We start from the raw sequence: 21,175 nt of genomic DNA, 5'->3' as shown, positions 1-21,175 counted from the left end.
GCAGCTTGGACCTTGTATTCTCTTGAGTAAGATTTACGCACTAATTTTGCCTCCAATTGGGCGCCATCATAGCGCCCGATGAAGGTGTCCAAAATCATTAGGCCAGTTCAAACCCGCTCCTACAGGGATATCATAGCCCTTGAGGCCGGCGCTGTACCTGTAGGAGCGGGTTTACCCGCGAAGCAGACGTCGCGGTTTTTCAGCGTGCCCCAATCCCTTCAGCATGCATTATCTGCGCAATGATCGGCACCGGGGTCATCAGGTGCGAGCGCATCATGGCGCTGGCGCGCTTGGCGTCCCGAGCCAGGATTACCTCGACCAGTGCCGCATGTTCCTGGCGCTTGAGCTCCAGCGCCTGTTCGGAAAACACCGTCTGCGTCAGCCACAGGTGGCGGTAGCGCTCAGCCTGGTCGAACAGGTAGGTGCGCGCCTGCAGCAGGTGCTTGGAGCCGCAACCCGAGGCAATCGCCGTATGGAACGCCTTGTGCCGTTCGTCCCACACATCCAGGCGCTGCTCGCGGGTTTTTACTTCCACCACCTTGGCCAGGGTGTGCGAATGAGCCAGCACCGACGCCTCCCAGGCGTCATCGCCGCGTTCTATGGCCAGGGCGATGATCATTGCTTCCAGGTTGGCGCGGGCATCGTAGATGTCGTTCATCTCGTCCAGCGACATCGGCGCTACCCGGTAGCCTTTCTGGCTGATGGCGTTGACCAGGTGCTCGGCCACCAGTTGCGACAAGGCTTCGCGCAGCGGGCCGACGCCCAGGTCGTAGCGTTCCTTCAGGGCGCTCATCAGCAGCTTTTCGCCGGGCTTGAACACACCGCGGATGATGTCCTTCTTGAGCCTCTCATACCCGCTGAATGCTGAGTTTTGTCGGGGGGCGAGCGCTTCCAAGATCCTGTTCCTCAAAACGTTTTGCCGATCATACCGAAACCCTCAGCTGACGAAAAACAATGGACAAATGCGGCGAGTGTCGCTGAAACATAAAAATGTAGACATTTTGTGTGAGTGGCGATATTTTTACTTCGCCCGCACTGATCCAGGTCACCACCGGACGGCGCCACCCACCTTTTTAGCCAGGACACTGCCATGAACGCCTTTACGCAGATCGACGAACTTGTGATGCCGCTGCCGCTCGAACCGCGTGGTTACACCATCGCCCCCTCGAAACAGTCGCCGCGCCTGCTGGAACTGACCTTTGCCCGGGAAACCGTCGAAGCGTTCGTGCAGGCTGTTGCGCAATGGCCGGTGCAGGCGCTGGAGTACAAGTCGTTCCTGCGTTTCCGTGTAGGCGAAATCCTGGACGAGCTGTGCCAGGGCACCCTGCGCCCGGTGCTGCTCAACACCATCCTCGACCGTGCCAGTGGTGGCATGCTGATCACCCCGCTGGGCCTGGATGACGTGAGCCAGGCCGAGGACATGGTCAAGTTCACCACCGCCTGTGCGCACCTGATCGGCCGTTCCAACTACGACGCCATGAGTGGCCAGTTCTACGCGCGCTTCGTGGTGGTCAACAGCGATAACTCCGACAGCTACCTGCGTCAGCCGCACCGGGTCATGGAGCTGCACAACGACGGCACCTTCGTCAACCAGATCACCGACTACGTGCTGATGCTGAAGATCGACGAAAAGAACATGGAAGGCGGCAACTCGCTGCTGCTGCACCTGGACGATTGGGAGCAGTGCGAGGCGTTCTTCCGCCACCCGATGGCACGCCGTGAAATGCGCTGGACCGCACCACCGAGCAAGAAAGTTTCCGAAGATGTGTTCCACTCGGTATTCGATAACGATGCCGAAGGCCGCCCGACCATGCGCTACATTGACCAGTTCGTGCAGCCGGAAAACTACGAGGAAGGTATCTGGCTGAACGCCTTGTCCGATTCGCTGGAAGGCAGCGACAAGAAGGTTTCGGTACCGGTTGGGGTGGGCAGTTTCCTGCTGATCAACAACCTGTTCTGGCTGCATGGCCGTGACCGCTTCACCCCGCACGAGGGCCTGCGCCGCGAACTGATGCGCCAGCGTGGTTACGTCGCCTTCCCTAAACCGCTGTACCAGCGCGGGCAATAATGACAGGGCGCGGGGCGGGCGCCCGCCCACGCGCCTTTGCAAAAAACGATGCCACCAGGGCCCGCGCGGGCCTTGGTGAGCCAGCCAGGCAATGCCTGCGTGTGAGGTAAGGCTGTGTACGATTTCATTATTATTGGCGGTGGCATTGTGGGCATGTCCACGGCCATGCACCTGATCAAGGTCTACCCGGACGCGAAGATTCTCCTGCTGGAGAAAGAGTCTGGCCCGGCCCGCCACCAGACCGGCCACAACAGTGGCGTGATTCACGCTGGCGTGTACTACACCCCTGGCAGCCTCAAGGCGCGCTTCTGCCTGGAAGGCAACAAGGCCACCAAGGCCTTCTGCACCGAGCACGGCATTCGCTTCGATGAGTGCGGCAAGCTGCTGGTGGCCACCAACGACCTGGAAATGCAACGCATGAAGGCGTTGTGGCAGCGCACTGAGGCCAATGGCCTGGAGCGCTACTGGTTGTCGGCAGACGAGTTGCGCGAGCGCGAGCCCAATATCGTTGGCATGGGTGGCATCTTCGTGCCGTCCAGCGGCATCGTCAATTACGCGCAGGTGACCGCGGCCATGGGCGCCGAATTCCAGCGCGCAGGCGGTGAAATCCGCTATGGCGCTGAGGTGGTCGGCCTGCAGGAACAGGCCAGTGAAGTGATCGTGCGCACGCATGGCGACGAGTTCCGCAGCCGCTTCCTGGTGACCTGCTCGGGCCTGATGGCCGACCGCGTGGTGAGTATGCTGGGCTTGCGCACCGAGTTCGTCATTTGCCCGTTTCGCGGCGAGTACTACCTGCTGCCCAAGCAGCACAACCAGATCGTCAACCACCTGATCTACCCGATTCCCGACCCATCGATGCCGTTCCTGGGCGTGCACCTGACCCGCATGATCGACGGCACCGTCACTGTCGGCCCCAACGCGGTGCTGGCGATGAAGCGCGAGGGCTACCGCAAGACCGACGTCAGCCCAAGCGACCTGTTCCAGACCTTGACCACCCCAGGCATCCTCAAGGTGCTGGCGAAGAACTTCCGCCCGGGCCTGATCGAGATGAAAAACTCGTTGTTCAAGGGTGGCTACCTCAAGCAGGTGCAGAAGTACTGCCCGAGCATTACCAAGGCCGACCTCACGCCATACCCGGCCGGCGTGCGCGCCCAGGCGGTGTCGCGCGACGGCAAGCTGATCGACGACTTCCTGTTCGTCAATACCGCGCGCAGCGTCAACGTGTGCAACGCCCCGTCGCCAGCCGCAACCTCGGCCATTCCGATCGGCGCCTACATCGTCGACAAGGTGCGTGAGCAGGTCAGCCTGCAGGGCGGCAGCTTCCCCAAGGCAGACCTGGCTGCCAGCCAGCGGGCTGCCAGCTGACACCCGTGTAACACGTTCTGCGGTTTCATTTACTCAACCCGTACTGCCCTACTCACCATCTAGGGCAGGGCGGGCTTTTTCGCGCCTGCGTCGGTGACGTGCAGCCGGCGGCCCCTGCGTGGGCATGACAAAAACAACAAGGTAGCGCCATGCAAACCCACAAGAACAATTTGAGTCATGGATTGAAATCACGGCATGTCACCATGCTGTCCATTGCCGGCGTCATTGGCGCCGGCCTGTTTGTCGGCTCGGGTCGCGCCATCGCCGAAGCCGGGCCGGCCACCATCCTGGCCTATATCCTGGCGGGCGGCCTGGTAGTGCTGGTGATGCGTATGCTGGCGGAAATGGCCGTTGCATCGCCGGATACCGGGTCGTTCTCCACCTATGCCGACCTCGCCATCGGCAAGTGGGCCGGCTACACCATCGGTTGGTTGTACTGGTGGTTCTGGGTACTGATCATCCCCATCGAGGCCAACATTGCCGCCACCATCATCAATTCCTGGGTCCCGCAGCTGGAGATCTGGGTATTGTCGCTGGTGATCACCTTGCTGCTGACGGCCACCAACCTGTTCAGCGTGAAGAACTACGGCGAGTTCGAGTTCTGGTTGGCACTGGTGAAGGTGGGAGCCATCGTCAGCTTCATTGCACTTGGCGTTTGCGCCATTTTCGGCCTGCTGCCAGGTTCCGGCGTCAGCGGAGTTTCGCGCCTGTGGGATAGCGGCGGTTTCATGCCCAACGGCTTTGGTGCGGTGCTAAGTGCCATGCTGATCACCATGTTCTCGTTCCTTGGGGCCGAGGTGGTGACCATTGCCGCGGCCGAATCCGACGAGGCGGGCAAGCATATTTCCAAGGCCACCAATTCGGTGATCTGGCGGATCACCCTGTTCTATATCCTGTCGATCTTCATCGTCATCGCCCTGGTGCCGTGGACTGACCCACGCCTGGCTACCGAGGGTTCCTACGTCACGGTGCTCGATACCCTGGGCGTGCCGCATGCCAAGGCCATCATCGACTTCGTGGTGCTGACCTCGGTGACCAGCTGCCTCAACTCGTCGCTGTACACCGCCTCGCGCATGGTCTATTCGCTGAGCCGCCGCGGTGATGCCCCGGCCTGTGCCCAGGTGACCAGTCGCAGTGGCACGCCAGTGGTAGCAGTGCTGCTGTCTACCGGCGCAGCGTTCCTGGCAGTGATCGCCAATTACCTGGTGCCGGCCAAGGTGTTCGGCTTCCTGATGGCCAGTTCGGGCGCGATTGCCCTGCTGGTGTACCTGGTCATCGCCATTTCCCAACTGCGCCTGCGCCAGCGCCTGACCGCGCAAGGCAAGACCCTGGGCTATCGCATGTGGCTGTTCCCGTGGCTGACCTGGGGGGTAATCCTGTTCATCAGCAGCGTGCTGGTATTGATGCTGTTCCGTCCGGACCACCGCCTGGAAGTGGTATCGACCATGGTACTGGCGGTGTTGGTGGTGTGTTCCGGCCTGCTGGTCACCCGCCGCCGGGCGCGCGGGGTGGCTGTTGGCAGCGTGCAGCAGGGCGCCTGATTCGCTTGGTCTGAAGACAGGCAAGCAAGTCGCATCAGGCTGTGAGAGGATGTCCGCCATTACAGCCAGGACCCCGAACGCAGCCTGATGAAGACACCCAAAAGAATCGAACCCTTGATCGAAGACGGCCTGGTCGATGAAGTATTGCGGCCGTTGATGAGTGGCAAGGAAGCCTCCGTGTATGTGGTGCGCTGCGGCAGCCAGGTACGCTGCGCCAAGGTCTATAAAGAAGCCAACAAGCGCAGTTTCCGCCAGGCTGCCGAGTACCAGGAAGGCCGCAAGGTGCGTAACAGCCGCCAGGCCCGGGCTATGGCCAAGGGCAGCAAGTACGGCCGCAAAGAGGCCGAAGATGCCTGGCAGAACGCCGAGGTGGCAGCGCTGTTCCGTTTGGCCGGTGCTGGTGTGCGGGTGCCCAAACCCTATGACTTCCAGGACGGCGTGCTGTTGATGGAGCTGGTAACCGATGCCGACGGCGACGCGGCCCCGCGCCTGAACGACGTTCACCTTGAAGCCGAGGATGCCCGCGCCTTCCATGCCTTCGTCATCCGCCAGATTGTGTTGATGCTGTGTGCTGGCCTGGTACATGGCGACCTGTCCGAGTTCAACGTGCTGCTCGGCCCCGACGGGCCGGTGATCATCGATTTGCCTCAGGCAGTGGATGCGGCAGCCAACAACCATGCCTTCAGCATGTTGCAGCGCGACGTGGACAACATGGCCCACTATTTCGGGCGCTTTGCCCCGGAGCTGAAAAGCACGCGGTATGCGCAGGAAATGTGGGCGTTGTACGAGGCCGGTGATTTGCTTCCAGACAGCCCGTTGACTGGGGTGTTCGAAGATGACGAACATGAAGCCGACGTAACGGGTGTGATGCGCGAGATCGATGCGGCCCGCCTGGATGACGCCCGCCGGCGAGCGGCGCGTGCCGAGGCTGAGCATGGCCCTGCCAAGGCAGAGGAGCCGACGCCGCCCTGGCTTCAGTAAAGTGTTGCCTGTACCGGCCTCTTCGCGGGTAAACCCGCTCCCACAGGATTACCTCAGGTTTGAATACTGTGGGTTCCCTATGGAAGCTGGCTTGCCGGCTAAGGCCCGTGCAGGCTTATTGCTATTGATGCAAGACAATATCTCGTCATTTGCCCTTTTCACTGGCGCGCCACAGGCATAAGGTATACGCCGTTCAAATTCCCTGGAGCTGTCATGTCCAACCAATTCCCGTCCGTTCGCCCACGCCGCCTGCGCCAGAACGAGTCCCTGCGCACGATCTTCCAGGAAACCGAGTTCCGCCTTGAAGACCTGATCCTGCCGATCTTCGTCGAAGAAGGTATCGATGATTTCGTGCCGATCACCAGCATGCCCGGGGTCAACCGCATCCCTGAGAAACTGCTGGCCCAGGAAATCGAACGCTATGCCCGCGCCGGTATCAAGTCGGTGATGACATTTGGCGTGTCGCACAACCTGGACGCCGTTGGCAGCGATACCTGGAACGAAAACGGCCTGGTCGCACGCATGTCGCGCATCTGCAAGGACACCGTGCCGGAAATGGTGGTGATGTCCGACACCTGTTTCTGCGAATACACCAGCCATGGCCACTGCGGCGTGTTGCATGACCACGGCGTGGACAACGATGCCACCTTGGCCAACCTCGGCAAGCAGGCGGTCATCGCTGCTGCTGCCGGTGCCGACTTCATCGCCCCGTCGGCGGCGATGGACGGCCAGGTGCAGGCCATCCGCAGCGCGCTGGATGGTGCTGGCTTCCACGACACCGCGATCATGGCCTATTCAACCAAGTTCGCTTCGTCGCTGTATGGCCCGTTCCGTGAAGCCGGCGGCACCGCGCTGAAGGGCGACCGCAAGAGCTACCAGATGAACCCGATGAACCGCCGCGAAGCCGTGCGCGAGTCGCTGCTCGACGAGCAGGAAGGGGCGGATGTGCTGATGGTCAAGCCGGCCGGTGCCTACCTGGACGTGATCGCCGACATCCGCGCCGCCTCGCGCCTGCCACTGGCGGCGTACCAGGTAAGCGGCGAGTACGCGATGATCAAGTTCGGCGGCCTGGCCGGCGCCATCGATGAAGGCCGCGTGGTGCGTGAAAGCATTGGTGCGATCAAGCGTGCCGGTGCCGACTTGATCCTGACCTACTTCGCCATGGACCTGGCCCGCGAAGGTATCTGATCCTTCAAGGCATTCACAGGACCTGTAGGAGCGGCCTTGTGTCGCGATGGACTGCGCAGCAGCTCCGGCGATATATGCATCTGTGCTGAATCTTTGGGGCTGCGTCGAAGCCCATCGCGACACGAGGCCGCTCCTACAAGGGCCAGTACTTACAGCGCTGCCGCTTCCTGCAGGCTCATCGACTTGGTCTCCGGCGCCAGTACCAGCGACACTGCCAGCCCCAGCATGGTGATGGCGGTAGCCGCGAACATGGTGTTGGCAATGCCGAACTGCTCCAGCGAGATCGGCACCAGCCAGGTTCCGATGGCCGAGCTGAACGCCGCCAGCGAGGCACCCATGCCCACCGCGAAGGCGCGGATTTCAGTAGGGAACAGCTCGTTCGGGTAGACGAACTCCAGCACCTGAGCACCGCCGATGAACAGCGCGTAGGTGCCAAACAGCGACAGCACCACCCAACCCTGGGCATCCGGGAACATCCCCAGGCCCAGCAGCGCCAGCCCCGACCACAGGAAGCTGTGGATGATGATGGTGCGCCGGCCCAGGTAGTTGATCAGCCAGGTGGCGATGCAGCAGCCAATCACCAGGATCAAGGTGATGCCCATCGAGCCGTAGGCGGCCAGGTTACCGGTCAGCTTCAGCGCCTGGAACAGCTTGGGCACGAAGGCATACACGGCGAACAGCGGGATCACCGCGCAAGCCCAGAACATCACCACGAACAGGATACGCTTGCCGTAGCCGGCACGCAGGGCGTCGACGAACGACATGGCCTTGCCTGCAGCATTGTCGTCGCTGATGTTACGCAGCGAGAAGTCGCGGCCATACACCTTGCGGATCACCTGTTCGGCCTCTTTGCGCCGGCCTTTGCTCAGCAGCCAGCGCGGTGATTCCGGGGTGCCCAGGCGAGCCAGCAACAGCAGGCCGGCGATGATCGCCGGGCTGGCCATGACCGTACGCCATTGCTCGGGGCCGGCATCGGCCAGCATGAAGTTGCCGGCAATGTAGGCCAGCGCGGCGCCGACGAACCACAGCACGGTCAGCAGCGACAGCCGCGAGCCCCGCGATTTCTGCGGGATGAACTCGGTCAGCAGGGAGCCGGCAGCGGTGTATTCGATACCGACAGCCAGGCCGCACAGCAAGCGCAGCAGCGACAGGGCCAGCGGGTCTTGCACCCAGAGCATGGCCACGGATGACAGCATGACAATTGCCGGGGCCACGAAGAACAGCTTCTGTCGGCCCATGCGGTCGGTCAGCCAGCCGCCGAAGAAGCCACCGGCGAACACGCCGAGCAGGGCCATGGCGGCGACCATGCCTTGCCAGAAGCCGCTCAATTGCAGCGAAGCCGACATCGGAATGGTGGCTACGCCAATGATACTGAGGATATAGCCGACCATCACCCAGCCCAGCCCGGTACGCAGGGTGAGCAGTTGATGGAAGCTGTTGATTTCAACGTCGTCGATCATGACGGGTTGGGCAGTGGAACGCATGATTCTCTCTTGATCTATTGGTAATGCAACGCAAGGCAGGTGGCGGGCCTGGCAGCCCGCATGGTCAGACTTCCAGGCCGGCGCGGAACTGGCCCCACTTGAGCACCGAGTTCACGCCAATGGACAGGAACGGCTGCGGCGGGGTCTTGTTCGGCCCCGGTGACGACAGCAGGAAGTCGATGTGCTCGTTGCGCTCGCCAGCCAGCCAGTCGGCCAGCAACTTGCCGGTGGCGGTGCCACGGGTGATGCCCAGGCCATTGCAGCACAGTGCGCCGTACACGTTCGGCGCCAGTTGGCCGAAGAAGCCTTCGTGGTTTTCCGACAGGCAGATGGCACCGCTCCAGGAGTATTCGAACTCGACATTGCCGAGCATCGGGAAGCGCCGCTCGAACGACTTGCGGTGGGTGGGCAGGTGGCTCTGCAAGGCGTTTGCCCGAGGGCGGCCGTCGGGGTAGAAGTTGAAGCTGTTGCGGATCAGGATGCGGTTGTCGGCGGTGCGGCGCACGGTGCTGCCGAACGGGTGCGCGGGGATCACGCCCCACACGGGCTGGCCACCCAGGCGTGCCTGCTCTTCGGCAGTCAGCTGACGGCTGAGGCTGGCGTACAGGAAGGTTGGCAGCAAACGGCCCTTGAGGAAGCCGAACGCCGAGGCGAAGCCGTTGTTGGCCAGGATCAGCTTGTCGGTGACGATGGTGCCACGGTCGTGTACCAGGGTGATCTTGTCGCCCTGGTCGATCGAAGTGATCGGCGTGTTTTCGTACAGGGTGACGTTGGCCGGCAGGTGGTTGGCCAGGCCCTTGACCAGTGCCGATGGCTGCAGCAGCAGGGTGCCGGGGATGTGCAGGGCCTTCTTGTAGTACGAGGTGCCGATGTGCGCTGGCAGGTCCTGTTCGTCGATCAGGGTGGAGCTGCACCCGATCTTCTCCAGGCCACTGCGGTAGGCCTCGAGGATGGCGATGCCCTTGGCGCCGACAGCGGCCTGGTACTTGCCGGAGTCGGACATCTGGCAGTCGATGCCGTTGCGCTCGACGATATCGCGCAGGTAGTCCTGGCCGAGGGTGTTCAGGCGCAGGATCTTGGTCGCCGTGGTGACGTCGCCGATGTAGTCCTTGGCGCCAATGTCGTGCGGCACGTCAATGGCGAAGCCGGCGTTGCGGCCGGCGGAGCCGAAGCCGACTTCCTGGGCTTCGACCAGCACGATCTCTTCATTGGGGAAGTTCAACGCCATCTGGCGCGCCGCTGCCAAACCGGTCAAGCCAGCGCCGACGATGGTCCAGCGCGCTTCCTTGCGACCCGAATGGCCCGGGCGTGGCTGACGCTTGGGGCTGGTGTGGTACCAGCCCGGACGGGCGTCATCGCCAGGCAGCGAAGTTACTTTTTGCATTTATCTACTCCGGTTAACGAACTTGCACGCTTGCATGCCGCAGGTGGCACATCGGCCTTCGAGTGCGACATTTTGTCATTGTCTATCGACGTTATACAAATTGTCTACTATTCGTTTTTCCGGACTTGGTCTTTGTAGGCGCGGCACAAGGCCGCCCCTGCAGGATGCGCAAATGGGCTGGAATAGGCATGGAGGCGTGTGGGCTGCTGCGGCGGCACCCACACGTTGAGGGGTCAGCGCGGCATGTAGCCCCGCTGCCAGGAGCGCGGGATGAAACGCGACACCAGCGCCAGCACACAGGCCAGCGCACAGCTGCCGGCCAGTGCCTGCAGGCCCAGGTGTTGCTGCAGCCAGGCACCCAGGGCGGCACCCAGCAGCATGCCGGCCCAGGGCACCAGCTGCACCCGCCAGCCATTGCGCCGCTCGCCTAGCAGCCAGCGCCCCAGGCCACGGCCGAAGCGCGACAAGGCACCGGTGACGTAGGTCAGGCCGATGGGCAGGCCATTCACCTGCTCGACCACCGCGTTGATCATGCCCATGGCCAGGGTGGCGGCCAGCAACGCCGGGAAGGTGGCCGGCAACGGCCACGCCGCGGCGAAGGCCAGCAGTGCAGCGACGACCAACAGCACTGGCCAGGCCCGACGGTGGAAACCCCGCGCCAGCAGCACGCCCAACGCATTGCCAGCGACGAAGCCCAGTAGCGCGCCAGCCAGGCGCAGCACCAGGGCCAGGTTCGCTTCACTGATAGCCACCGCCAGGCGGGTGGTATTACCACTCATGAACGACACGAAATCGCCCAGCGCCAGCAGGCCGATCGCATCGGTCATACCGGCCAGCACCGACAGGCCGGCGACCAGGCCTAGGCCGACACGGCCACGCAGGATTTGCAGGCGCAGCCGCCTGGCCGTGCGCGCGGGGAGGGCGTTAGGCAGCATGTGCAGGCCTCAGCGCAGCAGTTGTTCGCGGGCCAGGGTACCTTTGATGGTGCGCTCAACCACATCGACCAGCACCATGGTCTGGTGGTCGACCTCGATGTTGAGCAGCTCGCCAGCCTGGTAATTGGCAAAGGTGGTTTGGCGCAGGGTTTCCGGGATCAGGTTGATGGTGATGAGGTTTTCATCAACGTCGGCGACAGTCAGGCTGCAGCCGTTTACCCCGATGAAGCCGCGCGGGAACACGTACTTGCCCCATTCCGGTGGCATGCGGAACTTGATGAATGCCCCTGTTTCCTTGATCGACAGCTCGACGATTTCGGCGGTGGTGGCAATGTGGCCGGCCATCAGGTGGCCGCCGACTTCGGCGTTCATCTTCGCCGAACGTTCAATGTTGACGCCTTGGCCGGCCTTGAAAAAACGCAGGTTGGTGCGTTCGAGGGTGGCGGTCATGGCGTCGAACTTGACCTGGGTGCCGTCGATTTCGGTGACTGACAGGCAGGTGCCTTCGACACTGACGCTGGCGCCAATCTTCAGCTCGTCGAGCAGTTGCGGGGTGAGGTCGATGGTGAACTGGTTGTGGCCCGGGTAAGTGGTCACATCAAGCAGAGGGCGGACGGCCTGGACGATGCCGGTGTACATGGAGTTGCTCCTGGGCACAAAAAAGAAATCACCCGAAAACTATGCCCGTAGAGCGGTAAAAGCAAGACCGGCCGCTGGTGTGGAGGCCGGCCAAAATCAGGTTCAGACATGCCCGCTGCTATTGACGATGCGTAGGCACAGTGCCTCGTACGGATCGAGGTTCACCATCAACCGCCCATCCTCGGTCAAGTCGCCTTCGACTGTCTCGTTGATCATGTCCACCACCGGCCCTGGCGTAAACCCAGTCAGCAGCAGCTCCTCGGCAATCACTTCCTGGCCAAAGTTCAGCGCACTGATCTGGATGCCGCGCCCGGCCGGCAGCTCGTGCACCATCACCAGCAACCCCGGGCTGGTCACCTCGGGCACCAGCACCTGGCGGCTGGTGGCAATGCCATAGGCCTGGCGCACGGCCAGCAGCTTCTTCACCTTGCTGGCGAACGAATCCGCATGTTCCAGTTGGCGGTCGAGGCTGCCGTAAAGCGCCCGGGCGCGGGGCATGCCACGCACCGACCTATCAGCCTGCGGGTCGAGCCCGGCCAGGTCGTAACCGCCGCGGTGAATCCAGCGGGTGTCGCCATCGGTCATCCGCTCTGCAACCAACTCGCCAGCCAGGGGCAGGGCGCCAACCAGGTCCCAGCCGGACAGCGCGACTACTCCCGGCTGCATGGCGTTGTACATGACCAGCAGCAGGTGCACCTTCTGGATCTGCTCGATCTCCCCTGCACCAATCTGTTCAAGATTGCGGATGCCCAGTGCCGCAGCGATCAGGCTGGCGGTGGTGCAGGCGATGCCGTTGGTGACAAAGCGCAAGTTGTACGGTGCATGTTCGCCCGATAGCCGCTCGTATATCTCTTCGCGAATGTGCTCACGCAGGATGCCGCCGGGCAGGGTCTGGCCCTTGTACAGGTACATGTCATGGACATGCAGGGTCCAGAAATGCACCAGTTCCACGGTCAGCTCGTCGTGGTTCTGCAGGGCATGGATCAGCGAGGCCGGGTCGATGCCGAAGGCGTGCATTTCCCTGAGCATCAGGCGCAGGAACTCGGTGTCGCCGGTCAGCAGCGCATGCTGGTAGGCCGGCCGGGTGATGAAGTCGTAGGACAGGTCGGCACCGCCCTTGGACATCTGTGCGATATCGTCGAGGGTCAGGTTCAGCTCCTGGAAGCTGAAGCCGCCGGCCTTGCGGATCATGCCGCCAAGCAACTGGTTACCGACGATCGACAGTGGGTGGCTTTCCGACCAGGCGGTGCCGCTGGCGCGTGTTTCCACGCCAAGAAAACCGTTGGCATCCAGGCGCAGGCCGCGAGCGCCCAGGCAGTCCAGGGCATGCAGGGCATCGCCAATGATCATCTGCTGGGCGGCGAAGGTTGGGTCCAGCCAGTTCAGCGACGGCTGGCCTTCCTTGAAGTAGTGCAGGTACACCCAGCGCCGGGCCTTGCCATCGACGCCGGTGATGGGCGCGGTGGCGCTCCAGTCGGTTTCCTTGACCCCCGGTTCGAAGAAGATCACCCGCTGCAGTTGGCCAACGATGTAGTGGCGGGCCTTGAGCTCGTCGCACTGGGCGGGCAGCAGGTTGACCGCATCGCGGCCGGCGGGCACGTCGGGCAGCAGTGGCCAGTCCTCCTCGCGGATTTCGACCATGTGGTAAAGCCCCGGGTAGGGCCCGTGGGCCATCTCGGCCAGGCGGAAGTCGGCGCCCTTGCCGGTGTGCGAGGGGATCAGGTCGTCGATGGTCACGGCGTTGTGCGCGGCGGCCATGCGGCTCATCTGGATCAGCTCCTGCTCGCTGCCATACAGCGGGTCGATATCGAAGCTGATGCGGTCGAAGTTGCCGTCCACGCTGGGGGTGAGCTCGCGGCCGCGGATGCCGCCAGACAATTTGATCGGGCCGGTGTGCAGGCCCTGGATGCCGATCTCCGACAGGCGCTTCCACAGCGCTTCGTGGGCCAGGGCAGCGAGTACCGAGCAGCCTTCGGGGGCGATGATGGCGTCGGGGTAGACCGTCAGCCACACCGAGGCGATTTCGGTGGCGCGGCGGGGCTGGGCTTCGGCGTAGGGCTGCTGCCACAGGCGCGATTGGCCCGAGTAAAGGCTGGCACGTTCCTGGGAAGCCTTGAGCATGGCACGGTCTTCAAGCCATTTGACGTATGACGGGTCGGGTTGGGTCATTTCGCGTCCTCTTTGCGTGTCGGCACCGGCTCAGGTTATGACGGCTGTGGCGGCTGATCGTTCGGCTTGAGAATGGTTTTGGCTTCTTCGCGGGCATGCCCGCTCCCACAGGATCTCCACACACGTTGTGAGCGGTGAAATACCTGTGGGAGCGGCCGCGCCCGCGAAGAAGCCAACGCTGATCAAGGCTTGCGAATAGGGTTGCGGGCCGCCTCGCGCAAGCTCTCCAGCAAATCCAGCACCGCCCCCTCTATATGTGGCTCATCCCGCCAGCACATGCCAATCGAGCCTTCCGCCTCCAGCTCGAAGTCCAGCCGCCGCAGCAACCCGCGCCCATGGAAGTGCTCGGCCACTCGCCCCGACGCCACCGACAGCATGTCGCTGTTCTGCATCAACCACAGGTTGGCCATGAGCGATGACGATTCGATACGGCAGGGCAGCGGCTTGCGCCCGGCATTGGTCAGTGCGGTATCGAGGCGGTTGCGAATCGGCGTGGCCGGCGGCCACAGCAGCCAGTCGTACTGATACAGGTCGTCCCAGCTCAGGCCCGTGCGCCCGGCCAGTGGGTGGTCGGGGCGGGCGACCACCTGCATCGGCTCACGGAACAGCATCTCGCTGTGCAGGGCCTGGCTCGGCTGGTAGTTGTCGACACGCCCGACCACCACATCCAGTTGGCCCAGTTGCAGGCGTTCGAGCAGCACGTTCATCGTGCTTTCCTGCAACGTTACATGTGCTTTCGGGTGTTTTTCCAGGAAGTACAGGATGGCATCCGGCACCAGGCTCGGCGCCGAGGCCGGTGAAGTGCCGATAGCCACGTTCGGCGTGTTGCCTTCGCGCAGGGCATCCAGGTTGCTCTGCGCCCGCTCCATTTCACTGAGGATGCGCCGCGCATGGTTGACCAGCAGGGTGCCCTCGGCGGTCGGCCGCAGGCCGCGGGCGTGGCGCTCGAACAGCAGGGCACCAGCGTCTTCCTCCAGCTCCTTGAGGAACTTCGACAGCCCCGGCTGGGTGGTGTAGGCCTGCCGCGCGGTGTCGCTGAGGTTGCCGGTTTCGGCCAGCGTCACCAGCAGTTGCAGGTGCCGTGGGCGCAGGCGGCGGGTCCAGTGCATGGTGTATCTCCCATCATCTTTTTCATATGGCTGCATATGAAAATATCATTTTTTTTGTATGGAGAGCGGGCGTTTAATCGGTCTCACAACGGGGCGCTGCCATTGCCATTCGCCCCTTCACAGCCCACCACAGGTGAAGCGATGAATAACAACGACAACATCGGCAAGGCCCGCGCCGACTTCTATCAACGCATCGACAGCCAGGCGCTGTTCCCGCTGTGGGAGCAACTGCACAACCTGGTGCCGCCGCAGCCCACCACCACCTGTGTGCCGGCCCTGTGGCGTTTCAGCGAAGTGCGCCCGTACCTCATGGAAGCTGGCCAGCTGATCAGCGCCGAAGAGGCGGTGCGCCGGGTGCTGGTGCTGGAGAACCCGGGCATTCGCGGCCAGGCATCGATCACCCCCAGCCTATATGCCGGCCTGCAACTGATCTTGCCGGGCGAGATTGCCCCCAGCCACCGCCACAGCCAGTCGGCGCTGCGTTTCGTGGTCGAAGGCAAGGGCGCCTACACCGCGGTGGACGGCGAACGCACCACCATGCACCCGGGTGACTTCATCATCACCCCATCCTGGACCTGGCATGACCACGGCAACCCGAGCGAAGCCGAAGGCGGCGAGCCGGTGATCTGGCTCGACGGGCTGGACATACCCACCGTGCGTTTCTATGGCGCCGGTTTCGCCGAAAATTACCCAGAGGCCGTGCAGCCAGTCAGCCGCCCGGAAGGCAACAGCCTGGCCCGCTACGGCGCCAACATGCTGCCGCTGCGCCACGAGGTGCACGATGGCACCTCGCCGATCTTCAGCTACCCCTATGCCCGCACCCGTGAAGCCCTGGCCAAGCTTGAGCAGCAGGGCGAGGTGGATGCCTGGGACGGCGTCAAGCTGCGTTACGTCAACCCGGCCACCGGCGGCTGGGCCATGCCCACCATCGGCACCTGCATGCAGCTGCTGCCGCGCGGCTTTGTCGGCAAGACCGCCCGTTGCACCGACGCTACCGTGTACTCGGTGGTCGAGGGGCGCGGCCGCGCCAATATCGGCGGGCAGACGTTCCACTTCGAACCCAAGGACACCTTCGTGGTGCCGAGTTGGGCGCCGTTGAGCCTGCAGGCCGACGACGAGTGTGTGCTGTTCAGCTATTCCGACCGGCCGGTACAGGAGGCCCTCGGCCTGCTGCGCGAAGCCCGCGAACACCATTGATCCAAGGAACCCCTGCCATGACTTACCTGTTCGAACCTGCCGCCGTCACCAGCCTGCCGATTGCCGGCAGCGACCAGCGCTACCCGGTACGCCGCGTGTACTGCGTGGGCCGCAACTACGCCGCCCACGCCCGTGAAATGGGCTTCGACCCCGACCGCGAGCCGCCGTTCTTCTTCTGCAAACCGGCTGATGCCGTGGTGCCAGTGGCCAACGGCCAGACCCTGGAGCTGCCGTACCCGGAAGAAACCAGCAACTACCACTACGAAATCGAGCTGGTTGCGGCCATCGGCAAAGGCGGGCGTAACATTCCACTGGAGCAGGCCAACGAACATGTTTTCGGTTACGCCGTGGGCCTGGACATGACCCGCCGTGACCTGCAGATGAAAATGCGCGAAATGGGCCGCCCGTGGGAGATCGGCAAGGCCTTTGATGCCTCGGCGCCAATCGCGCCGCTGTACCCGGCCAGCCAGGTCGGCCACCCGGCGCAGGCGGGCATCTGGCTGCAGGTCGAAGGCCAGGACCGACAGCGCAGCGACATCGACAAGCTGATCTGGTCGGTGCCGGAAACCATTGCCTACCTGTCGCGCTTCTTCGAGCTGCAGCCGGGTGACCTGATCATGACCGGTACCCCGGAAGGCGTCGGCCCGGTCGTGGCCGGGGAGCTGATGGTTGGCGGCGTCGATGGCCTGGGCGAGATCCACGTCCGCGTCATCTGATTGCCCTGGGCCGGCGCAGTCGGCCCTTCCTCCCGGTTTTACACGTGGCCCGCGCCTGGCGCCGGCCCGGAGGTTTCGCTCATGTCTTCCACCGACAAAAACAATACCGTGGATGTACAAGCCTTTATCGATAGCCAACCGGTTGCCCGCTTCCAGTGGCGCATCCTGCTGCTGTGTTTTCTGGTCACGGCCATCGATGGCCTGGACACGGCTGCCATCGGTTTCATTGCGCCCGCCTTGCGTGAGCACTGGCAGATTGGCGCTGCCGCACTCGGCCCGGTGCTGGGTGCCGCGCTGATCGGCTTGATGCTCGGCGCTTTCATGGCCGGGCCGCTGGCCGACCGTTTTGGCCGCAAGCGCGTGCTGCTGCTGTCGGTGGCCTGCTTCGGCGTGTTCAGCCTGGCTGCGGCCTTCGCTCAGGACCTGCACAGCCTGGCACTGCTGCGCCTGCTCACCGGGCTGGGGTTGGGTGGGGCGATGCCCAACGCCATTACCCTCACCTCCGAATACTGCCCGCAACGCCGTCGCTCGCTGATGGTGACCGGCATGTTCTGCGGCTTCACCCTGGGCTCGGCGTTGGGCGGGGTGGTCGCTGCGCAGCTGTTACCGGTGTTCGGCTGGCGCAGCGTGCTGGCCCTGGGTGGCGTGCTGCCCTTGGCGCTGCTGCCGTTACTGATGCTGGCACTGCCCGAGTCGGTGCGCTTTCTGGCGCGGCGCAATCCGGGCGATAGCAAGGCGCTCGCCATCCTGCAGCGCATCGGTGCACTGCCAGCTGGCTGCCAGGGCTTGCGCATTGACGACGTGGTCGAGGGCCATTCGCCAGTGCGGCAGATTCTTGCCGCGCCATTGCGCCGCGGCACCTTGGCGCTGTGGCTGGCGTTCTTCATGAGCCTGCTGATCATCTACGGCATGACCAACTGGCTACCGCTGCTGGTCAAGGACACCGGCCTCAGCCTGAGCCAGGCGGCGTTGATCAGCGCACTGTTCCAGATCGGCGGCACCCTTGGCGCGCTGTGCCTGGGCGCGGCCATGGACCGCTTCGACCCACACCACGTTCTGGTGCTGGCCTTGCTGGGCGGTGCGGCGTGCCTGTTTGCCATCGGCCAGAGCCAGGGTGACTACGCACTGCTGGGCCTGAGCGTGGCCGGCATGGGCTTTTGCATCAGTGGCTCGCAGGTGGGCGCCAATGCCCTGGCTGCGGCGTTCTACCCCACCAGCAGCCGCGCCACCGGCGTTAGCTGGGCGCACGGGGTAGGGCGCATCGGTTCGGTGTGCGGCACTTTCGGCGGCGCGCTGTTGATGGATGCCGGGCTGTCCTTCGAGGTGCTGTTCGGCGTGCTCATGTTGCCCGCCGTGCTGGCCGCCGCGGCGATCTACTTCAAGGGCGTGCGGCCTGCCACCGCGCTGCGCGCCAACACCCACATCACGCTCTGATCGAGCAGGACCATTGCCATGCAGCTCTACAGCTTTTTCAACAGTTCCACTTCGTACCGGGTGCGTATCGCCCTGGCCCTCAAAGGCCTGGAGGTGGACTACCACGGCGTCAACCTGCGCGCTGGCGAACAGCGCCAGGCGCAGCACCGTGAGCTCAGCCCGATTGGCGGCGTACCGGTACTGGTGGGCGACGATGGCGTCAGCCTGACCCAGTCGCTGGCCATCATCGATTACCTCGACGCCCGGTACCCCCAGGCGCCGCTGCTGCCCAGCGAACCTTTGCTGCGTGCCCGGGTGCTGGAGGTAGCGCAACTGATTGCCTGCGACATCCACCCGCTGAACAACCTGCGCGTGCTCGGTTACCTGCAACGTGTGCTGGAGGTGGGGCCAGAAGAAAAAGACCGCTGGTACGCGCACTGGGTTGCCGAGGGTTTGGCCGCGCTCGAAGCCTTGCTGCAACGCCATGGCGATGGCCCGTATTGCTTCGGCGCACAGCCAACCCTGGCCGACTGTTGCCTGGTGCCGCAGGTGGCCAATGCCGAGCGCATGGGCTGTGACCTGCAGGCATACCCGCGGGTGTTGGCGGTGTACGACCACTGCCAGGCGCAACCGGCCTTCCAGCGTGCCGCACCGGGCCGCCAACCCGACTTCATCCAATAAGAAACGCAGCCTGCACGGAGACCCCAACCATGACTGCCAAACAACAGAAAATCATCATCGTCGGCGGCGGCATCGGTGGCCTCGCCGCCGCCCAGGCCCTGACCGCCCAAGGTATCCAGGTGCTGCTGCTGGAGCAGGCCGACCATATCGGTGAAATCGGAGCCGGCATTCAGCTTGGCCCAAATGCCTATGCCGCACTGGATGCCCTGGGCGTTGGCGATGCGGCGCGCAACCGCTCGGTGTTCACTGACCACCTGATCATGATGGACGCCATCGATGCCCACGAAGTGGGGCGCATCGAAGTGGGTGAGCGCTTCCGCCAGCGTTTCGGCAACCCCTACGGCGTGATCCACCGCGCCGACATTCACCTGTCGATTCTTGAGGCCGTGCAGCAGAACCCGCTGATTCGTTTCCAGACCTCGACCCATATCGCCGGTATGGAAATGGACGACCAGGGTGTAACCCTGACCGACACCAAGGGCAACCGCTACCAGGCCGATGCGGTGATTGGCTGTGACGGCGTCAAGTCGGTGGTCCGCGAGCGCATGGTCGGCGACCCGGCACGGGTCACCGGGCATGTGGTGTACCGCGCCGTGGTGGACGTGCAGAACATGCCCGAGGACCTGCGCGTCAACGCGCCGATGCTGTGGGCCGGCCCACGCTGCCACCTGGTGCATTACCCCCTGCGTGGCGGCCAGCAGTACAACCTGGTGGTGACCTTCCACAGCCGTAACGAGGAGCAGTGGGGCGTGACCGATGGCAGCAAGGAAGAAGTGCTGTCGTACTTCGAAGGCATCCACGAGCGGCCGCGGCAGATGCTAGACCGGCCGACCTCCTGGCGCCGCTGGGCTACCGCCGACCGTGACCCGGTGGAGCAGTGGGGCGAAGGGCGGGCCACCTTGCTGGGTGATGCCGCGCACCCGATGACCCAGTACCTGGCCCAGGGCGCGTGCATGGCGCTGGAGGATGCCGTGGTGCTGGGGCAGGCGGTGAAAGCCTGTGAGCACGACTTGCAGGCGGCGTTCCGTTTGTACGAGTCGATCCGCATTCCGCGTACGGCGCGGGTACTGTGGTCGGCGCGGGAAATGGGCCGGCTTTATCATGCCAAGGGGGTTGAGCGGCTGGTGCGCAACCAGCTGTGGGAAGGGCGTTCGCAGGAGCAGTTCTATGATGCGGTGCAGTGGTTGTATGGCTGGAACATCGATACCTGCCTGAAGCACTGAACCTGCACCGGCCACTTCGAGGCGGTTCGGCGCCCCGATAAACCCGCGAAGTGGCCGGTCCTGCAATCAGCCTTCCACACCCAGCAGCTGGTCAATCCGCCCGGCAAACCGCTGCAACGCCGGCAGGTACTTCACCACCGCCTGCTCGATGCTCATCGCCTTGGCCACATACACCAGGTTCAAGCACCCCAACAGCCGCTCGCCAGCCCGCAACGGCACGGCAATCGAGGCAATCTTCTCTTCCTGGTTCCAAGCCATGAAGTTCTCTGCATACCCCCGGTTACGCACCTTGCGCAGCAAATTGTCGAGCGCCACAGGGTCACGTGCCAGTCGATATTCGGCCCCTTCGCGGCTGGCCAGCAGGGCGATGATCTGCTCCCGTTCGGCCTGATCACAGAACGCCAGGTAAGCCTGCCCGGTAGCCGTCTCCAGTAGCGGCAGCCGGCGCCCGACCATGGAGCGGTGGAACGACAAGCGGCTGAAGCGGTGCGTGGTCTCGCGCACCACCATGGCATCGACATCCAGGGTGCTGATGTCGGTCGGCCACACCACTTCCTGCAACAGCTCGGCAAGTAGCGGCGCCGCCGTGGCGCTGATCCACTGTTCATCGCGAAAACCTTCGCTCAGCTCACGCACCTTGAGGGTCAGGCGGAAGCTGTCGTCGGACTCGCTGCGCCGCACATACCCTTCCTCCTGCAAGGTCTCCAGCAGGCGCCGCACGGTGGTGCGATGCAGGCCGGTGAGTTCGGCCAGGCGGCCAGGGCTGGCGCCCCCATCGAGGCGATTGAGGGCATTGAGCAAGGCCAGGCCGCGGCTTAGCCCGCGCACGGTCTTGTAGTCGGAGTCTCGGTCGATATTCACGAAAAACCCTTATAAAACAATGATGTGCACTAAGTGCACGCGCAAGCGGTTTTTCATTGTAGGGCAAACGGCGCCATTCCTATACTCGCTGCAACAACTACAAATGCCCTGACAGGGGAATACACCATGCGCCATGCCTGCCTGCCGTCCTTACCCATTGCCTGCGCTCTATCTCCCCGAAGCGTAGCAACGTTCCGCTAACGCCCGAACCAGCCAAAACG

At 63.5% G+C, this 21,175-nt stretch carries 18 protein-coding genes; 10 read left to right on the top strand and 8 right to left on the bottom strand.

Annotated features, from left to right (window positions below; translation table 11 throughout):
• Positions 1-199: 199 nt before the first annotated feature.
• The gene (gene csiR, locus ABE456_RS20720; RefSeq protein ID WP_012272506.1) at positions 200-895 is read right to left on the bottom strand and encodes a DNA-binding transcriptional regulator CsiR; all 696 of its coding nucleotides are present in this window, start codon (positions 893-895) and stop codon (positions 200-202) included.
• 195 nt (positions 896-1,090) lie between these two features.
• Between csiR and glaH the strand changes: the two genes are divergently transcribed.
• The 5 genes from glaH to hemB all read left to right on the top strand — a co-directional run bounded on the left by glaH (position 1,091) and on the right by hemB (position 7,143).
• Entirely contained in the window at positions 1,091-2,068 is a 978-nt protein-coding gene (glaH, locus tag ABE456_RS20715; protein WP_346645587.1) for a glutarate dioxygenase GlaH, read from the top strand.
• A gap of 114 nt (positions 2,069-2,182) precedes the next feature.
• Positions 2,183-3,433 carry an L-2-hydroxyglutarate oxidase gene (gene lhgO, locus ABE456_RS20710; protein WP_346645586.1) on the top strand — a complete coding sequence of 417 codons (1,251 nt, stop codon included), beginning with the start codon at positions 2,183-2,185 and terminating at the stop codon, positions 3,431-3,433.
• A 149-nt stretch (positions 3,434-3,582) separates the two neighbouring features.
• Positions 3,583-4,974, top strand: coding sequence for a GABA permease (gene gabP, locus ABE456_RS20705; protein WP_346645585.1), 1,392 nt, complete (start codon positions 3,583-3,585; stop codon positions 4,972-4,974).
• 87 nt (positions 4,975-5,061) lie between these two features.
• Entirely contained in the window at positions 5,062-5,955 is an 894-nt protein-coding gene (locus ABE456_RS20700; RefSeq protein WP_346645584.1) for a PA4780 family RIO1-like protein kinase, read from the top strand.
• Between the two features lie 213 nt (positions 5,956-6,168).
• On the top strand, positions 6,169-7,143 hold the full coding sequence (gene hemB, locus ABE456_RS20695) for a porphobilinogen synthase (protein WP_013972900.1): 975 nt from the start codon (positions 6,169-6,171) through the stop codon (positions 7,141-7,143).
• 149 nt (positions 7,144-7,292) lie between these two features.
• Here hemB and ABE456_RS20690 read toward each other — a convergent pair whose 3' ends face one another.
• From ABE456_RS20690 to ABE456_RS20665, 6 genes are all read right to left on the bottom strand, one after another.
• Positions 7,293-8,627, bottom strand: a complete 1,335-nt coding sequence (locus ABE456_RS20690) for an MFS transporter (RefSeq protein WP_346645583.1) — start codon at positions 8,625-8,627, stop codon at positions 7,293-7,295.
• 64 nt (positions 8,628-8,691) lie between these two features.
• Positions 8,692-10,011 carry an FAD-binding oxidoreductase gene (locus ABE456_RS20685; protein WP_346645582.1) on the bottom strand — a complete coding sequence of 440 codons (1,320 nt, stop codon included), beginning with the start codon at positions 10,009-10,011 and terminating at the stop codon, positions 8,692-8,694.
• A 233-nt stretch (positions 10,012-10,244) separates the two neighbouring features.
• Positions 10,245-10,946: a YoaK family protein gene (locus ABE456_RS20680; RefSeq protein WP_346645581.1), complete on the bottom strand. Its 702-nt coding sequence runs from the start codon at positions 10,944-10,946 to the stop codon at positions 10,245-10,247.
• Between the two features lie 9 nt (positions 10,947-10,955).
• Positions 10,956-11,585 carry a riboflavin synthase subunit alpha gene (locus ABE456_RS20675; protein WP_346645580.1) on the bottom strand — a complete coding sequence of 210 codons (630 nt, stop codon included), beginning with the start codon at positions 11,583-11,585 and terminating at the stop codon, positions 10,956-10,958.
• 102 nt (positions 11,586-11,687) lie between these two features.
• Complete coding sequence (gene treS / locus ABE456_RS20670) at positions 11,688-13,754, bottom strand: maltose alpha-D-glucosyltransferase (protein ID WP_346645579.1); 2,067 nt, start codon at positions 13,752-13,754, stop codon at positions 11,688-11,690.
• Positions 13,755-13,936: 182 nt separating this feature from the next.
• Positions 13,937-14,863, bottom strand: a complete 927-nt coding sequence (locus ABE456_RS20665) for a LysR substrate-binding domain-containing protein (protein ID WP_346645578.1) — start codon at positions 14,861-14,863, stop codon at positions 13,937-13,939.
• Positions 14,864-15,004: 141 nt separating this feature from the next.
• Between ABE456_RS20665 and gtdA the strand changes: the two genes are divergently transcribed.
• The 5 genes from gtdA (at position 15,005) to ABE456_RS20640 (ending at position 20,093) form a co-directional block, all read left to right on the top strand.
• Positions 15,005-16,060 carry a gentisate 1,2-dioxygenase gene (gtdA, locus tag ABE456_RS20660; protein ID WP_346645577.1) on the top strand — a complete coding sequence of 352 codons (1,056 nt, stop codon included), beginning with the start codon at positions 15,005-15,007 and terminating at the stop codon, positions 16,058-16,060.
• Positions 16,061-16,077: 17 nt separating this feature from the next.
• A complete protein-coding gene (locus tag ABE456_RS20655) occupies positions 16,078-16,776 on the top strand; it encodes a fumarylacetoacetate hydrolase family protein (RefSeq protein ID WP_346645576.1) in 699 nt (232 codons plus the stop codon).
• Between the two features lie 81 nt (positions 16,777-16,857).
• Positions 16,858-18,210, top strand: coding sequence for an aromatic acid/H+ symport family MFS transporter (locus ABE456_RS20650; RefSeq protein ID WP_346645575.1), 1,353 nt, complete (start codon positions 16,858-16,860; stop codon positions 18,208-18,210).
• Positions 18,211-18,228: 18 nt separating this feature from the next.
• Complete coding sequence (gene maiA, locus ABE456_RS20645; RefSeq protein WP_346645574.1) at positions 18,229-18,870, top strand: maleylacetoacetate isomerase; 642 nt, start codon at positions 18,229-18,231, stop codon at positions 18,868-18,870.
• Positions 18,871-18,899: 29 nt separating this feature from the next.
• Complete coding sequence (locus ABE456_RS20640) at positions 18,900-20,093, top strand: 3-hydroxybenzoate 6-monooxygenase (protein ID WP_346645573.1); 1,194 nt, start codon at positions 18,900-18,902, stop codon at positions 20,091-20,093.
• Positions 20,094-20,159: 66 nt separating this feature from the next.
• On the opposite strand, the gene ABE456_RS20635 is transcribed toward ABE456_RS20640, so the two are convergent.
• Positions 20,160-20,954, bottom strand: a complete 795-nt coding sequence (locus tag ABE456_RS20635) for a DNA-binding transcriptional regulator (protein ID WP_346645572.1) — start codon at positions 20,952-20,954, stop codon at positions 20,160-20,162.
• Positions 20,955-21,175: the final 221 nt, after the last annotated feature.

Origin of the sequence: Pseudomonas sp. TWI929, from assembly GCF_039673335.1 — a bacterium.
Classification (GTDB): Bacteria; Pseudomonadota; Gammaproteobacteria; order Pseudomonadales; family Pseudomonadaceae; genus Aquipseudomonas.
The sequence above is the reverse complement of the archived record's forward strand: the minus strand, read 5'-3'. Positions and strand labels throughout refer to the sequence as shown.

What these genes read in the sequence shown, in the direction of transcription:
- glaH (WP_346645587.1), top strand. Translation starts at nt 1,091, where the DNA reads ATGAACGCCTTTACGCAGATCGACGAACTTGTGATGCCGCTGCCGCTC.
- gabP (WP_346645585.1), top strand. Translation starts at nt 3,583, where the DNA reads ATGCAAACCCACAAGAACAATTTGAGTCATGGATTGAAATCACGGCAT.
- ABE456_RS20700 (WP_346645584.1), top strand. Translation starts at nt 5,062, where the DNA reads ATGAAGACACCCAAAAGAATCGAACCCTTGATCGAAGACGGCCTGGTC.
- hemB (WP_013972900.1), top strand. Translation starts at nt 6,169, where the DNA reads ATGTCCAACCAATTCCCGTCCGTTCGCCCACGCCGCCTGCGCCAGAAC.
- ABE456_RS20690 (WP_346645583.1), bottom strand. Translation starts at nt 8,627, where the DNA reads ATGCGTTCCACTGCCCAACCCGTCATGATCGACGACGTTGAAATCAAC.
- ABE456_RS20685 (WP_346645582.1), bottom strand. Translation starts at nt 10,011, where the DNA reads ATGCAAAAAGTAACTTCGCTGCCTGGCGATGACGCCCGTCCGGGCTGG.
- ABE456_RS20680 (WP_346645581.1), bottom strand. Translation starts at nt 10,946, where the DNA reads ATGCTGCCTAACGCCCTCCCCGCGCGCACGGCCAGGCGGCTGCGCCTG.
- ABE456_RS20675 (WP_346645580.1), bottom strand. Translation starts at nt 11,585, where the DNA reads ATGTACACCGGCATCGTCCAGGCCGTCCGCCCTCTGCTTGATGTGACC.
- treS (WP_346645579.1), bottom strand. Translation starts at nt 13,754, where the DNA reads ATGACCCAACCCGACCCGTCATACGTCAAATGGCTTGAAGACCGTGCC.
- ABE456_RS20665 (WP_346645578.1), bottom strand. Translation starts at nt 14,863, where the DNA reads ATGCACTGGACCCGCCGCCTGCGCCCACGGCACCTGCAACTGCTGGTG.
- gtdA (WP_346645577.1), top strand. Translation starts at nt 15,005, where the DNA reads ATGAATAACAACGACAACATCGGCAAGGCCCGCGCCGACTTCTATCAA.
- ABE456_RS20655 (WP_346645576.1), top strand. Translation starts at nt 16,078, where the DNA reads ATGACTTACCTGTTCGAACCTGCCGCCGTCACCAGCCTGCCGATTGCC.
- ABE456_RS20650 (WP_346645575.1), top strand. Translation starts at nt 16,858, where the DNA reads ATGTCTTCCACCGACAAAAACAATACCGTGGATGTACAAGCCTTTATC.
- maiA (WP_346645574.1), top strand. Translation starts at nt 18,229, where the DNA reads ATGCAGCTCTACAGCTTTTTCAACAGTTCCACTTCGTACCGGGTGCGT.
- ABE456_RS20640 (WP_346645573.1), top strand. Translation starts at nt 18,900, where the DNA reads ATGACTGCCAAACAACAGAAAATCATCATCGTCGGCGGCGGCATCGGT.